Origin of the sequence: Hymenobacter jeongseonensis (assembly GCF_015694725.1) — a bacterium.
Classification (GTDB): Bacteria; Bacteroidota; Bacteroidia; order Cytophagales; family Hymenobacteraceae; genus Hymenobacter; species Hymenobacter jeongseonensis.
Genome location: NZ_JADQDQ010000007.1, coordinates 189937 through 203476 on the forward strand (window position 1 = coordinate 189937; position 13540 = coordinate 203476).

16 protein-coding genes are annotated in these 13540 nt (G+C 55.5%); all 16 read right to left on the reverse strand.

All coding sequences use genetic code 11. The annotated features are described in order from the left end of the window. Positions 1-10: 10 nt before the first annotated feature. Complete coding sequence (locus I2I05_RS15130) at positions 11-4027, reverse strand: CARDB domain-containing protein (protein WP_196283117.1); 4017 nt, start codon at positions 4025-4027, stop codon at positions 11-13. Positions 4028-4129: 102 nt separating this feature from the next. Continuing rightward, a complete protein-coding gene (locus tag I2I05_RS15135; protein WP_196283118.1) occupies positions 4130-4444 on the reverse strand; it encodes an FtsB family cell division protein in 315 nt (104 codons plus the stop codon). A gap of 74 nt (positions 4445-4518) precedes the next feature. After that, a complete protein-coding gene (gene eno, locus I2I05_RS15140) occupies positions 4519-5790 on the reverse strand; it encodes a phosphopyruvate hydratase (protein WP_196283119.1) in 1272 nt (423 codons plus the stop codon). Positions 5791-6000: 210 nt separating this feature from the next. After that, positions 6001-6603 (reverse strand): 50S ribosomal protein L17, encoded by a 603-nt coding sequence (rplQ, locus tag I2I05_RS15145; protein ID WP_196283120.1) that lies wholly within the window; start codon positions 6601-6603, stop codon positions 6001-6003. A 179-nt stretch (positions 6604-6782) separates the two neighbouring features. Then, complete coding sequence (locus I2I05_RS15150; RefSeq protein ID WP_196283121.1) at positions 6783-7772, reverse strand: DNA-directed RNA polymerase subunit alpha; 990 nt, start codon at positions 7770-7772, stop codon at positions 6783-6785. Positions 7773-7862: 90 nt separating this feature from the next. Then, a complete protein-coding gene (rpsD, locus tag I2I05_RS15155; RefSeq protein ID WP_196283122.1) occupies positions 7863-8468 on the reverse strand; it encodes a 30S ribosomal protein S4 in 606 nt (201 codons plus the stop codon). Positions 8469-8494: 26 nt separating this feature from the next. Then, positions 8495-8887 (reverse strand): 30S ribosomal protein S11, encoded by a 393-nt coding sequence (gene rpsK, locus I2I05_RS15160; protein ID WP_035567868.1) that lies wholly within the window; start codon positions 8885-8887, stop codon positions 8495-8497. Positions 8888-8974: 87 nt separating this feature from the next. After that, positions 8975-9352, reverse strand: coding sequence for a 30S ribosomal protein S13 (rpsM, locus tag I2I05_RS15165; protein ID WP_046246596.1), 378 nt, complete (start codon positions 9350-9352; stop codon positions 8975-8977). A 108-nt stretch (positions 9353-9460) separates the two neighbouring features. After that, entirely contained in the window at positions 9461-9577 is a 117-nt protein-coding gene (gene rpmJ, locus I2I05_RS15170; protein ID WP_046246595.1) for a 50S ribosomal protein L36, read from the reverse strand. A gap of 21 nt (positions 9578-9598) precedes the next feature. Next, complete coding sequence (gene infA / locus I2I05_RS15175; protein WP_035567874.1) at positions 9599-9817, reverse strand: translation initiation factor IF-1; 219 nt, start codon at positions 9815-9817, stop codon at positions 9599-9601. Positions 9818-9822: 5 nt separating this feature from the next. Beyond that, a complete protein-coding gene (gene map / locus I2I05_RS15180; protein ID WP_196283123.1) occupies positions 9823-10608 on the reverse strand; it encodes a type I methionyl aminopeptidase in 786 nt (261 codons plus the stop codon). Positions 10609-10615: 7 nt separating this feature from the next. Next, on the reverse strand, positions 10616-11935 hold the full coding sequence (secY, locus tag I2I05_RS15185) for a preprotein translocase subunit SecY (RefSeq protein ID WP_196283124.1): 1320 nt from the start codon (positions 11933-11935) through the stop codon (positions 10616-10618). Positions 11936-11950: 15 nt separating this feature from the next. Then, positions 11951-12400 carry a 50S ribosomal protein L15 gene (gene rplO, locus I2I05_RS15190; protein ID WP_196283125.1) on the reverse strand — a complete coding sequence of 150 codons (450 nt, stop codon included), beginning with the start codon at positions 12398-12400 and terminating at the stop codon, positions 11951-11953. 13 nt (positions 12401-12413) lie between these two features. After that, positions 12414-12593, reverse strand: coding sequence for a 50S ribosomal protein L30 (gene rpmD / locus I2I05_RS15195; protein WP_092676456.1), 180 nt, complete (start codon positions 12591-12593; stop codon positions 12414-12416). Positions 12594-12598: 5 nt separating this feature from the next. Then, a complete protein-coding gene (gene rpsE, locus I2I05_RS15200) occupies positions 12599-13090 on the reverse strand; it encodes a 30S ribosomal protein S5 (protein WP_035567955.1) in 492 nt (163 codons plus the stop codon). Positions 13091-13180: 90 nt separating this feature from the next. Beyond that, a complete protein-coding gene (rplR, locus tag I2I05_RS15205) occupies positions 13181-13531 on the reverse strand; it encodes a 50S ribosomal protein L18 (RefSeq protein ID WP_196283126.1) in 351 nt (116 codons plus the stop codon). Positions 13532-13540 lie beyond the last annotated feature (9 nt).

Consider the following 13540-nt stretch of genomic DNA (forward strand, 5'->3'; position numbering starts at 1 on the left):
GACAGTGGATTTATTCAATTATTACGCGGCGCGTGACGTTCAGCCCCGGCCCCCTCAGGCGCACCACATACACGCCTGTGGCCAGGTTTTGGGTGGCCACTTCCGCTTGATTGGCCCGACCTGCGCCCAACGGCAACGGTTGGGAACGGACGCGCTGCCCCAGGGCATTATAGAGGTCGAGCGTGGCGGTGCACGTGGCCCCCACTCCGCTCAGCTGCACGCGCAACGGACTGCCACTGGCAACGGGATTGGGGGCAATGCCCACGGTGTAGCCCGCCGTTTGCTCGCGGTTGGGCAACACCTGGGTGAGCGTCACGGCCAGTGCCGCAAGGTTGTTGCTCTCGTCCAATTCACTCACCGCATTCAGCGGGTCGGCCACAAACAGCACGTAGTACGTGCCTCCGGGCATAGTACTCGGCACGGCGGCGGTCATGCGGCGCGTGGCGCTCAGGTTAGCGGCCATGAAGCTGCCGGAACTGGTGCCCAGCAAGTGGTCGCCCGCATCCAGGGTTTGATTGGTGGAGAGGTAGTAGCCCAGCACCGAACTGGCGGCTGGGCCGGCGCCTTCGTTGGCAATTACCCCGCTCAGGGATAAGCTACTGCCCGCGGCCACGGTCGAGGGCGAAGCGCCAATCTGCGTGAGCAGCAAGTCGGATTGCGGAGCCGTGCGGCAGGTCACCGTGGCATCGAAGCCGGAGCCATTCACGTTGGCGTCGCTGGTGAACTGTACCGTGAGGGCGCCATTGATGTTGGTGGCTACCAAGGGAGGGGGCATTTGGTAGCCGGTATAAATGCCTAACAACGGCGCGTTGGCGTTCAGCCCATCGTAAACCCGCACGAAATCAAATCCCGATTCCATCGAAAACGTGTTGAATACCAACTCAACCACGGTGCCCGGGGTGGCGGGCAAAATGGTCAGCGAGCCGTTGGAGTAATCGACGTAGTTGTTGTAGCCGCCGTTGTCGTAAATCGTGGTTGCACACGTGGTCACGGTGGCACCGCCCATCGCCGGCACGATGCTGCCGGCAAAAGGCCCGAGTACGGTGATGGGCAGCAATCCAACGTTGTTGGCTTCGTTGGTTTCAGCCACAACGCCCTGGGGGTCGGCCACATACAGCAGGTAGTAATTGCCGGCTGGGGTGCCAGTGGGAATCATTAAATTGGAAGTGCGCACCGAACTGATGCCTGCTTGCAGCAAACCGCCAGCCGTGGTGTTCAGCAACACGTCGCTGGCATCTAAGACTTGGTTGGTCGAGAGGTAAAAGCCTACCGTGCTACTCGCAGCCACGGCATTCCCGGCGTTTTGAATGTAGCAACTGGCTGCAATAGCAAATCCCGGCGTTACGCTGCTCCCCGAATGGTTGGGCTGCTGAATCGCCAAATCGATGCCTGGGGCCTCCACCAGCAGCGCCACGGCAGCCACGTTGTTGGTTTCGTTTGTCTCTGTCACCGCATTCAGCGGGTCGGCCACAAACAGCACGTAGTAGGTGCCCGGCGTTACGCTGGCCGGAATTACTGGATTGCTGTTTCGGTAGTCGCTTTGGCCAGCCGCTAAAGGACCGCCAACATTGGTTGCAAGCAATACATCGCTGGCATCCAGCACTTGGTTAGTGGATAAATAGTAGCCAATTGTACTATTGGCTACCACCGAATTGCCCGAGTTCTGAATGGAGCAGTTGGTACTAATGGCATTGCCCGGCGCAGTTGCCAATGGGTTCACGTAGGGCTGGGCAATCGATAGTTCGACCTCCCGTGCCACCACTAGCAACGGCTGCGCGGTCACGTTGTTGGTTTCATTGGTTTCGGCCACGGCATTCTGCGGGTCGAGCACAAACAGCACCTGATAAGAACCCGGCACTGTCCCAACGGGCACAATCGGGGCGTTGTAGCGCGAGTAGTATTGGCTGGCAGGCAGCACACCGCCCGGGCTGGTAAGCATCAACACGTCGCCGGCATCCAACACTTGATTGGTCGACAAATAGTAGCTCACCGTGCTGCTGGGCGAAGGTGTATTGCCCCGGTTTTCGACGTAGCAACTGGTGTTGATGGCATTGCCGGGCGCCGTGGTATACGGCGAAACGTAGGCCTGCGAGAACGAGAGGTCTATGCTGGGCGCGACAACCTGTAGCATGACACTGGCCAAGTTGTTCCCTTCATTGGTTTCGACGAGTTGATTGAGGTAGTCGGCCACAAATAACACGTAGTAGGTCCCCACTGCCGTGCTTGCCGGCACCGTCAGGTCAACGTAAGGCGACAAATAGCTGCCGCCCACCAACGGGCTTCGGCTATTGCCCAGCAGCACATCGCTGGCATCCAAAACCGAATTTGTCGATAGGTAATAGCCCACCGTGGCCGGATTGGCCATTGCATTTCCTTGGTTATAGAGGTAGCACGAGGCCGAAGTAGTGCCGCCCGTGGCCACCGAAGTGGGGTTGAGATACGCACTCTGTACCACCAAATCAATGGTAGGCGGCACCACCGTAAGCGGCAGGCTGCGCACGTTGTTGGTTTCGTTGGCTTCTACCACCGTGTTCTGCGGGTCGGCCACAAACAGCACGTAGTAGGTGCCCGGCGCCGTGCCCGCGGGCACCACCGGATACGCCGAATTGTAGCTGTATTGGTAAGGCGCCAGCATGCCGCTGATGCGGTTGCTCAGCAGCACATCGTTGGCATCGAAGGTTTGATTGGTCGAAAAATAAAAGCCCATGGAGCTGCTATTGGTCGCCGTGTTGCCCTCGTTCATCAGCGTGGCGCTGACTTCAATTTGCTGGCCCGCCACCACCGTGCTGGGCGACAGCTGCTCGTACTGAATGACCAGGTCAATGCCGGGCGGCGCCACCGTGATGCTCACCGCCGACACGTTGTTTGCTTCGTTGGTCTCGCCGACCTGGTTCTGAAAATCAACGACGAACAAAATGTAGTACGTCCCCGGCACCACCCCAGTGGGCACCGCCGCCGTGCCGTAGCGCTGCTCCGAATAAGGCGGCGACAGCTGGCCGCCGTATTGCGAAGTCAGGAGTTGGTCAGTGGCATCCAATGTGGCATCCCGCGAGAAGTAAAAGCCCACGCTGCTGCTACTGGCCACGGAATTGCCCTGGTTGGTGATATAGCAGCCCAAATTGAGCGGATTCCCCGCCGCCGTACTGAGCGGCGACACCGATGCTTGCTGCGTAATCAGATCGATGCTGGGCGGTGTTACCGTGAGGTTGACCGCCGTCACGTTGTTGGTCTCGTTGCTTTCGCTGATTTGGCTCAGCGGGTCGGCCGCGAACAGCACGTAATAGTTGCCCGGGGCCGTGCCCGTAGGCACCGTAAAATTGTCGTAGCGCGAAGAGTACTGGCCCACCGGCAGCGGATACCCCTGAACACTGCTCAATAGCTGGTCTGCGGCATCCAGCACCGGGTTGCTCGAGAGGTAATATCCAATGGGGCTGCTACTAGCCTGCGACCCCGACAGGTTGTAAATCGAGCAGCTTGCCGTAAGCAAGCCGCCGGCTACCACACTCATCGGCGAAACCGAAGCCCCTTGTACCGTAAGGTCCGGCTGCGCCTGGGGCGGGATGGTTCTCACGCACTCGATGGTAGCGGCAAAGCCACTCAGCTCAACCGACCCGTCCGACGTCAAGCGCACCGTCAGCGCCCCCGAGGCGGAAGTGCCATACACGGTGCCGGGTTGGTTGGTGGAGTTGTACGTGCCAATCAGGGGCGCATTTGTGCTGGTCCCGTCGTAGATGTACACGTAGTCATAACCGCTCTCCAGGGAGATTGACGTAAACTGCAGCTTAACCTTATTGCCTGCAATGGCGGGCATAATCGTCGTCGAACCATTGGCATAAGGAGAATAAGATGCGCTGGCCCCGCCGTTGTCATACAACATGCCCGAGCAAGCGGTTACCACATTGGTGCCCGTAGCGGGCAACTGGTAAGCCTGAGCACGCAGGGAACCTGGTACGGCAATTCCCACAATAAATAGTAGACTCAGAACCCCAATAAGCAGCCGCAAACCGGCAGGGTAGATGTGCTTCATACCGAAGTAAAGAAAAGAACAGACAGCAGAATATTCAGATGAAAGGAGCACCCAGAGAAACGGTTACCGTGGGAAATGCTTCCCCAAAACCTCCTTCGTGGATTACTCCTCAGTTGCCGGAACCAGCACGAAAACGTCCTCACCTGGCCGCTTCATCAGGTAACGCTCCCGGGCAAATTTTTCCAGCAGCGCCGGCGAGCTCATCAATTCAGCCCGTTCCCGCTTCACTACCTCGATATTGTCGAGGTAATACTGCTTCTCGTTGCGCAGCTCCTTCCACTTTTGATAAATGTCGAACTGCTTGCCCAAATCGTTGGCATCAAATACCAGCATCCAAACCAGAAACCCTACTCCAGTAAGGAAATAAAAGCTGCGGACGACGCGCAGAATTGGGCTAATAAAAGGAGGTAATTGCATCAAAGTAAAAGTAATACAAACGGCCGATTCAGCTCTCGCTAAATCGGCCGTTTGGCAGTTACACAACCAGGAAATTACATTTTGCGACCGGGGAAGTAAGCAACCTCGCCCAATTCCTCCTCAATGCGAAGCAGCTGGTTGTACTTCGCCATCCGGTCCGAGCGCGAAGCCGAACCTGTCTTAATCTGGCCGGTGTTCAGGGCCACGGCCAAGTCGGCGATGGTGCTGTCTTCGGTCTCACCCGAGCGGTGGCTCATGATGCTCTTGTAGCCGTTACGGCGGCCCAGGTTCACGGCCGCAATGGTCTCGGTCAGGGTACCAATCTGGTTTACCTTGATGAGAATGGCATTGGCAATGTTCTCGTCGATGCCGCGCTGCAGGCGGTCCACATTGGTCACGAACAAGTCATCACCCACCAGTTGGATTTTGTTGCCCAAGCTCTCGGTGTGCAGTTTCCAGCCGGCCCAGTCGTCCTCGTCCATGCCATCCTCGATGCTGATGATGGGGTACTTGCTTACCCAGTCAGCCCAATAGTCGGCCATCTGCGAAGACGTCAGCTTATCGCCGGTGCTCTTTTTGAAGTGGTACACGCCATCCGAATAAAACTCCGAAACAGCCGCGTCCATGGCAATCATCACGTCCTCGCCGGGGCGGTAGCCCGCTACTTCAATGGCCTGCAATACCACCTTGATTGCTTCCTCGTTCGATTTGATGTTCGGTGCAAAGCCGCCTTCATCGCCCACGTTGGTGCTTAGGCCCTGCTTCTTCAACACGCCTTTCAGCGTATGAAAAATCTCCGAGCCCCAGCGCATGGCTTCCGAGAAAGACGACGCACCCACAGGCATAATCATGAATTCCTGGAAGTCAATCGAGTTGTCGGCATGCGAGCCGCCGTTGAGGATGTTCATCATAGGCACCGGCATGGTGGAGGCACCAACGCCGCCCACGTAGCGGTACAGCGGCATGTTGGCATCTAGTGCCGCCGCGCGGGCCGCCGCAAGGCTCACGCCCAAAATGGCGTTGGCACCCAAGTTAGCCTTGTTGGGCGTACCGTCCATCTCCAGCATAATCTTGTCGAGCAGCGCCTGCTCGTACACCGAGAAGCCTACCAATTCTTCCGCAATGCGGGAATTGACGTTATCTACGGCCTTCAGTACCCCCTTGCCCATGTACTGGGTGTTGTCTTCGTCGCGCATTTCCACGGCCTCGTGCTTGCCCGTGCTGGCGCCGGAAGGCACCGCCGCGCGGCCCATAACGCCCGAATCAAGCGTTACATCAACTTCTACCGTGGGATTGCCGCGGGAATCAAAAATTTGGCGGGCGTGAATTTGCGAAATGAAGCTCATAGGGTCTCGGTTTTAAATCAGTTTACGTTGCCACAAACCTACGGGAATCAGCCGGCATAAGCACGTTTTGCTTGCAAATCGTCCATACGAACGCATGACCTAGCCCCAATCGTTTGCAGCGCGAGGCTTTGCGTTACTAGGGTGTAAACACAAACAAAAAAGGGACGCACCTCACGGCGCGTCCCTTTCGATTCTAACAGTTAGTGCGAATTAAGCCTTAGCCTCGTCAGCCTTAGCTTCATCGCGGCTTTCGCCTTCTTTAACAGTCTCAGTAGCGGTATCAGCCGTAGCCGACGTCTCAACTACAGCAGCAGGAGCAACTGCTTCGCCTTGTACTTCGGTAGCCGAAGTAGCAGCGTCGCCAGCAGCTTTCTTACCACCACGGCTGCGCGAACGACGGGTCGTAGCAGTAGCCTTCTCAGCAGCAGCCGACTTAGCTTCGAGCAGGGTCTCGTTGAAGTCAACCAGCTCGATGATGCACATCTCCGCGTTGTCGCCCAGACGGGTGTCGCTCAGCTTCAGGATGCGAGTGTAGCCACCGGGACGGGTAGCAATTTTGCTCGAAATGTTACCGAACAACTCCTTGATGGATTCTTTGTCCTGCAATGCGGCGAACACCATCCGACGCGAGTGCGTGGTGTCTTCCTTCGACTTAGTCAGCATCGGCTCCACGTACTTGCGCAGGGCTTTGGCCTTAGCCACAGTCGTCGTGATGCGCTTGTGGAGGATGAGCGACGAAGCCATGTTCGACAGCATCGCGTGACGGTGGGCGGTAGTCCGGCCCAGGTGGTTGATTTTTTTTCCGTGTCTCATTGGACGTTTGAAAAGATGTGCGCTTGCGGGCGGCGACCACGGCGGGCCTTGAAGGCCTCATTAGAACCGCTGCCCCAAGGGCGCACTAGTAAAAAAGAAAATGATATAAAAAGCGAATGGCTGAACCGTTGGCCGCCGACTGCAACACAGTCAACTTTCCAACGGTTCAGCCATTACGACTAGTCTTCTTCGAGGCGATACTTGCCCAGGTCCATGCCGAACTCCAGGCCACGCTCTTCAACGAGGTTCTCCAATTCGGTCAAGCTCTTCTTACCGAAGTTGCGGAACTTCATCATGTCAGCAATTTCGAGCTGCACCAATTCGCCCATCGTTTTGATATCGGCAGCCTTGAGGCAGTTCTTGGCACGTACGCTGAGCTCCATGTCCTCCAGCGGAGTCTTGAGCATCTTGCGCATTTGCATGGTTTCCTCATCAATCGGCTCGTCTTCGGTAACGCGAGGACCTTCGAGAGTCATCGTATTATCCGAGAATAGCATGAAGTGCTGAATGAGGATATTGGCCGCACCTTTCAGTGCTTCCTCCGGGTGAATCGAACCGTCGGTCTGAATCTCAATGATGAGCTTCTCGTAGTCGGTCTTTTGCTCCACGCGGGTATTCTCAATGCTGTACTTCACGTTCTTGATGGGCGTGTAGATGGCATCGATAGCAATCTGACCGAAAACTTGGTCAGTTGGCTTGTTCTCGTCGGCGGGCACATAGCCACGGCCACGGGCAATCGTCAACTCAAACTCCAGCTCAGTGCTAGGGTCCAAGTGAGCAATTACGTGGTCGGGGTTCAGTACTTCGAAACCGCTGGCGAACTTGGCAATATCGGCACCCGAAAAGGTCTCCTGACCTTTCACGCGCACCGTAATTTTATCAGCAATGGCGTCGCTGGTCTTCTTGAACCGGACCATTTTCAGGTTCAGGATGATTTCGGACATGTCCTCAATCACACCTTCGATGGTCGAAAACTCGTGCAACACGCTGTTCGTGCGAACCGACGTGATGGCGAAACCCTCCAGCGACGACAACAGAATGCGACGCAGCGCATTGCCGATGGTGACGCCGTAGCCCTTCTCGAGCGGCTTAAATTCAAACGTCCCGGTGAAGTCGTCGGATTTCTCCATCACCACTTTCTCCGGCATCTGAAAAGCTAAGATTGACATATGTGGGGCGTAAAAAATGTAAAAAAAGTTGGTGAAGTATAAGCACAAGTGCGGCCCGACAAACTGCCGGGCCGCTACCAGTAGCGTTACTTACTTCGAATACAATTCGACGATGAGCTGCTCCGTGATTTTCTCCGGAATCAGCTCGCGGGCCGGGGCGTTGATGAACTTGCCAGCCATCTCCTTGCCGTCCCACTCCAACCAGGAAAACTGGCGCGAGTTGCGAACCGACAGGCTCGTGGTGATGGCTTCCAACGACTTCGACTTCTCGCGAACACCTACCACGTCGCCAGCCCGGAGGTGGTACGAAGGGATGTTTACAACTTCGCCGTTAACGGTGATGTGCTTGTGGCCCACCAGCTGGCGAGCAGCGCGACGCGTCGAGGCGATGCCCAAACGGTACACGGCGTTGTCCAGACGGGCTTCCAGCAGAGCGAGCAAGTTGTCGCCGGTGATACCGGGCATGGTAGCTGCTTTGTGGAACAGGTTTTCGAATTGCTTCTCCAACATGCCGTACATGTACTTAACCTTCTGCTTCTCCATAAGCTGGACAGCATACTCCGACTGCTTCTTGCGACGGCCGCGGCCATGCTGGCCCGGAGGATAGGCTTTCTTATTGAGCGCTTTGTCGGGGCCGAAAATCGGCTCGTTGAAGCGACGGGCAATTTTTGAGGTAGGGCCGGTATAACGTGCCATCTTAATCTAATACTAGAAGTGAAAAACTAAACGCGACGACGCTTGGGGGGGCGGCAGCCGTTGTGCGGCAGCGGCGTTACGTCGCGGATGGTGGTCACCTCAATACCCACGTTGCCGAGGGCGCGGATGGCCGACTCACGGCCCGAACCCGGACCTTTAACGAATACTTCGGCTTTGCGCATGCCCAGGTCGTGGGCTACTTTACCGCAGTCGCTCATCGCCATTTGGGCAGCGTAGGGCGTGTTTTTCTTCGAACCACGGAAGCCCATTTTGCCGGCCGAAGCCCACGAAATAACTTGACCGTTGTTATTGGTGATGGAGATGATGATGTTGTTGAACGAGGCACGGATGTGTACCTGGCCAACCTGCTCCACCACGACAACGCGCTTCTTGGCTTTGTCTTTTCTTTTTTGTGCCATTTGGTTATCGCAAAAAATGCGGGAGGTGTTGGCGCTGGCCGCGCAAGTGTATTACTCGCAGCCGCCAGCGCCGATTCCCGTGTGAGATTATTTGGTTGCCTTCTTCTTGCCGGCCACCGTCTTCCGCTTGCCCTTGCGGGTACGCGAGTTGTTCTTGGTGCGCTGACCACGAACTGGAAGGCCTTTGCGGTGACGCAAGCCACGGTAGCAACCAATGTCCATCAAACGCTTGATGTTGGTGGTTACTTCCGAGCGCAGAACGCCCTCGGTCTTGTGCTCAGCAGCAATGATGGCACGGATAGCGCCCGACTCCTCGTCGGTCCAGTCCTTTACCTTCTTGTTGATGTCAACCCCGGCTTTCACCAGAATTTTCTGAGAATTGCTCCGGCCAATGCCAAAGATATAAGTCAGGGCGATTTCGCCGCGCTTGTTGTCCGGGATATCAACCCCTGCGATACGAGCCATTTTGTGTGGTTATGTGTTTGCGGACAGAAACCCGGCAACTGCTTGGAAGGCGGGAAGAAGGATTAACCAACTCCTCAGTACCCAAGGTTCCGGGGTTCTAAAATAGGATTAACCCTGGCGTTGCTTAAAGCGGGGGTTTTTCTTGTTGATGACGTAGAGCTTGCCATTACGGCGGACCAATTTGCAGTCCACGCTACGCTTTTTCACCGAGGTTTTTACTTTCATGACCTGTGAAGGAAAACGGGTTTATTTATAACGATACTTGATGCGGCCCTTCGACAAGTCGTAGGGAGACATTTCCAGTTTCACCTTGTCGCCGGGCAGAATCTTAATGTAGTGCATCCGCATCTTGCCCGAGATGTGGGCAATCAACTGGTGGCCGTTTTCCAATTCCACGCGGAACATGGCGTTGGAAAGGGCTTCGAGGATGGTACCGTCCTGCTCAATCGAGGCTTGTTTTGCCATAAGGGCTACTGCTGCAATGCTTTTTCTATGTACTCAAAGGAGGTGAGAATCTCCGCCTTATCTTTTCTAACTACTACGGTGTGCTCGAAGTGAGCTGAAGGCTTACGGTCCTTAGTGCGGATAGTCCAGCCATCCGCTTCCTGTACCACGTCCTTCTTGCCCAGGTTCACCATTGGTTCAATGGCAATCACTAACCCGGTTTGCAAGAGCGGCCCGGAACCCCGTTTGCCGTAATTCGGCACCTCGGGCTTCTCGTGCAACTTAGCGCCAACTCCGTGGCCAACCAGCTCACGCACCACCCCGTAGCCCATCGGGGCCACATGGTTCTGGATTGCAAAGCTAATATCGCCCACGCGGTTACCACTCACAGCTTGTTCAATGCCTTTGTACAGCGCTGCTTTGGTTTCCCGCAGCAGAGCCAATACTTCCGGCTCTACCTCCCCGATTGAGTAGGTATAAGCACTGTCTGAATGAAAACCATTAAGAAAAACCCCACCATCCACCGTCAAGATATCGCCACTTTTGAGGGGCTCATCGGTAGCGAACCCGTGCACCACCACCGAATTCGGTGAAAGGCACAGGCTGAAGGGAAACTTATTATAACCTTTGAAAGAAGGTACCCCGCCGTGGTCCCGGATGAATTCTTCCGCACGCTTGTCAAGCTGTCGCGTCGTTACTCCTTCCTTCACCATGCCCGCGACTTCGCCATGGGCCTTAGCCAGCACCAAGGCGCTGGCCCGAATAAGGTCAATCTGTTCTTCGGTTTTATACTGAATGCTTCCGCTTGCCATGATTGGTTTACGAGGCCACCGAAATAGGCTGGGCTGTGCGACCGCGCAGCTTGCCTGATTTCATCATGCCATCGTAGTGTTGCATGAGTAAGTAGCTCTGCACTTGGTTTACCGTATCAAGCACCACACCCACCATAATGATGAGCGATGTACCGCCATAGAAAGCCGAGAAAGGACGCGTAACGCCAAGCAACAAAGCAATAGCAGGGAAAATTGCAATCAGTGCAAGAGCAACAGCACCGGGCAGCGTAACACGGGTCAGGATTTCATCGATGAATTCCGACGTATCCCGACCTGGCTTCACACCTGGCACAAAGCCCCCGCTACGCTTCAGGTCATCGGCAATCTGGTTAGGATTGACGCTGATGGCTGTATAGAAGTAAGTAAAGATGATGATGAGCAATGCAAAAGTCAGATTGTACTGCCACGACGTGTAATCCGAGAACTTCACACCGATGTAGCTTGCCATGTCGCTCTGGTTTTGCCATACCGAAGCCACAATGGCCGGCACGAACATCAACGACTGAGCGAAAATGATGGGCATTACTCCAGCCGCATTCACCTTGAGGGGAATAAACTGACGCTGGGCATCCAACTGCGTAGTACCGCCTACCTGCTTGGCATACTGCACCGCAATACGACGAACAGCCTGGGTTAGCACGATTACGGCCATCACGACAAGGAACAGAACCACCATTTCCAGAAGGAAGATGAGTGACTTGTTAACTCCTTTCGCAACTGCCTCACCGATAATAGCACCGGGCAGACGCGACACAATGCCAATCATGATGAGCATTGATATACCGTTGCCGATGCCTTTATCCGTGATTTTCTCACCCAGCCACATGCAGAACAATGTACCGGCTGTGATGATAATCATGGTCGACACGGTGAAGAACGTGCCCGGATTGATGATGGCATCCGCGTTGATGGTAGCAATAAAGCCAACCGACTGAGCCAACACAATTGGGATTGTGAGAATGCGCGTGTACTGATTGATTTTCTTACGGCCCGACTCTCCCTCCTTCTGCAATTTCTGGAAGTAAGGAACAGCAATAGTGAGCAGTTGCAACACAATGCTGGCGGAGATGTACGGCATGATGCCCAACGCGAAAATGGACGCGTTGCTGAATGCACCTCCGAGGAGGGTATCCAGAATGCCAAACAAACCTTCGGCACCCGTCTTAAGGCGAGTCGGGTCTACACCCGGCAACACCACGTAAACGCCGAGGCGATAGATGGCAATGAAGAAAAGCGTATTGAGGATTCGCGTACGCAAATCCTCAATACGAAAGATGTTCTTTATCGACTCGATAAACTTATTCATTGCCGAAGGTAGGCTTTAGAGCGTTACGGCTTTGCCGCCGGCCTTCTCAATGGCTTCTACAGCCGACTTTGAGAATGCATGGGCGTGAACCTCCAAGGCAGTGGTTACTTCACCACGACCGAGGATTTTGATTTTGGCATTTTTCGAAACCAGACCGTTGGCGATGAAGTAAGCGGCATCCATGGTGGTGGCGCTGTTCTTCTCGAGCAGGGTAGCAAGCGCATCAAGGTTGATGGCTTTATACTCTACACGGTTGATGTTGGTGAAGCCAAACTTAGGCACACGGCGCTGGAGGGGCATCTGGCCACCTTCAAAGCCGGACTTGCGCTTGTAGCCCGAACGCGACTTGGCGCCTTTGTGACCACGGGTCGACGTGCCACCGCGCGTGGAGCCTTCGCCCCGGCCAATCCGCTTCTCGTTTTTAGTCGAGCCGTAGGCGGGCGATAAATTGCTGAGATTGAGCATGACGATAATAGTCTTACAGTTCGGTTACTTCTAGCAGGTGCTTCACGCTGTTCACCATGCCCATGATGGACGGGTTTACTTCGTGCTGCGCGGTGCTGTTCATTTTGTTCAGGCCGAGGGACTGAACGGTGCGCTTTTGACGCTCGGGGCGGTCAATGGCGCTGCGCACGAGCTTTACTTGAATTTGTGCCATGTCAATTAACCGTTAAAAACGCGGGCAAGAGAGATACCACGTGCCTGTGCGATTTGCAACGGGTCACGCATTTTGGCCAAGGCAGCAAAGGTAGCCTTTACCACGTTGTGGGGGTTCGACGAGCCTTTCGACTTCGCCAACACATCCTTGATACCAGCGCTCTCGAACACGGCGCGCATTGCACCGCCGGCGATTACACCCGTACCAGCCGCTGCGGGCTGGATGAGCACGAAACCACCTCCGTAGCGGCCTTCCATGAGGTGAGGAACGGTGTGCTTGTACATGGGTACTTTCACTACGTTCTTCTTAGCGTCGTCAATGCCTTTGGCAATGGCGTCAGTTACTTCGTTGGCTTTGCCGAGGCCGTAGCCTACATTGCCGTTGCCGTCGCCTACTACCACGATGGCAGAGAAGCTAAAGCGGCGACCGCCTTTCACCACCTTCGCTACGCGGTTGATGGCTACTACTTTTTCTTTGAAGTCGGAATCAGCCCCCATGCGGGAGTTGTCCTTGTTCCGGTCGCGGTCGTTGCTGCGCTGACGGTCTCCGCCAGGACGATTAGTGTCGCGTTCTTGCGCCATGATAGTTTAGAAATTGAGGCCGCCTTCGCGAGCACCTTCAGCCAATGATTTAACGCGACCGTGGTAGAGGTAACCTGAGCGGTCAAACACCACTTTGGTAATACCCTTCTCCAGAGCAACGGCGGCAACCTGCCGACCTACGGCGGCGGCCAAAGCCACGCCATTGCCGCCTTCGGCGGTTACTTTTTTCGACGTAGCAGCCGCCAGCGTGCGGCCGGTGGTGTCGTCGATAATCTGAGCGTAGATGCCCGTGTTGCTACGGAACACCGAGAGCCGCGGCCGCTCGGACGTGCCAGCCACCTTGGTACGGATGATGCGCTGAATCCGCTTGCGGCGTTGTGCCTTATCAAATGCCATGATACGAAC

Bases quoted from the DNA above. Each gene is read 5' to 3' on its own strand.
- I2I05_RS15130 (WP_196283117.1), bottom strand. From the start codon at position 4,027: ATGAAGCACATCTACCCTGCCGGTTTGCGGCTGCTTATTGGGGTTCTG.
- I2I05_RS15135 (WP_196283118.1), bottom strand. From the start codon at position 4,444: ATGCAATTACCTCCTTTTATTAGCCCAATTCTGCGCGTCGTCCGCAGC.
- eno (WP_196283119.1), bottom strand. From the start codon at position 5,790: ATGAGCTTCATTTCGCAAATTCACGCCCGCCAAATTTTTGATTCCCGC.
- rplQ (WP_196283120.1), bottom strand. From the start codon at position 6,603: ATGAGACACGGAAAAAAAATCAACCACCTGGGCCGGACTACCGCCCAC.
- I2I05_RS15150 (WP_196283121.1), bottom strand. From the start codon at position 7,772: ATGTCAATCTTAGCTTTTCAGATGCCGGAGAAAGTGGTGATGGAGAAA.
- rpsD (WP_196283122.1), bottom strand. From the start codon at position 8,468: ATGGCACGTTATACCGGCCCTACCTCAAAAATTGCCCGTCGCTTCAAC.
- rpsK (WP_035567868.1), bottom strand. From the start codon at position 8,887: ATGGCACAAAAAAGAAAAGACAAAGCCAAGAAGCGCGTTGTCGTGGTG.
- rpsM (WP_046246596.1), bottom strand. From the start codon at position 9,352: ATGGCTCGTATCGCAGGGGTTGATATCCCGGACAACAAGCGCGGCGAA.
- rpmJ (WP_046246595.1), bottom strand. From the start codon at position 9,577: ATGAAAGTAAAAACCTCGGTGAAAAAGCGTAGCGTGGACTGCAAATTG.
- infA (WP_035567874.1), bottom strand. From the start codon at position 9,817: ATGGCAAAACAAGCCTCGATTGAGCAGGACGGTACCATCCTCGAAGCC.
- map (WP_196283123.1), bottom strand. From the start codon at position 10,608: ATGGCAAGCGGAAGCATTCAGTATAAAACCGAAGAACAGATTGACCTT.
- secY (WP_196283124.1), bottom strand. From the start codon at position 11,935: ATGAATAAGTTTATCGAGTCGATAAAGAACATCTTTCGTATTGAGGAT.
- rplO (WP_196283125.1), bottom strand. From the start codon at position 12,400: ATGCTCAATCTCAGCAATTTATCGCCCGCCTACGGCTCGACTAAAAAC.
- rpmD (WP_092676456.1), bottom strand. From the start codon at position 12,593: ATGGCACAAATTCAAGTAAAGCTCGTGCGCAGCGCCATTGACCGCCCC.
- rpsE (WP_035567955.1), bottom strand. From the start codon at position 13,090: ATGGGGGCTGATTCCGACTTCAAAGAAAAAGTAGTAGCCATCAACCGC.
- rplR (WP_196283126.1), bottom strand. From the start codon at position 13,531: ATGGCATTTGATAAGGCACAACGCCGCAAGCGGATTCAGCGCATCATC.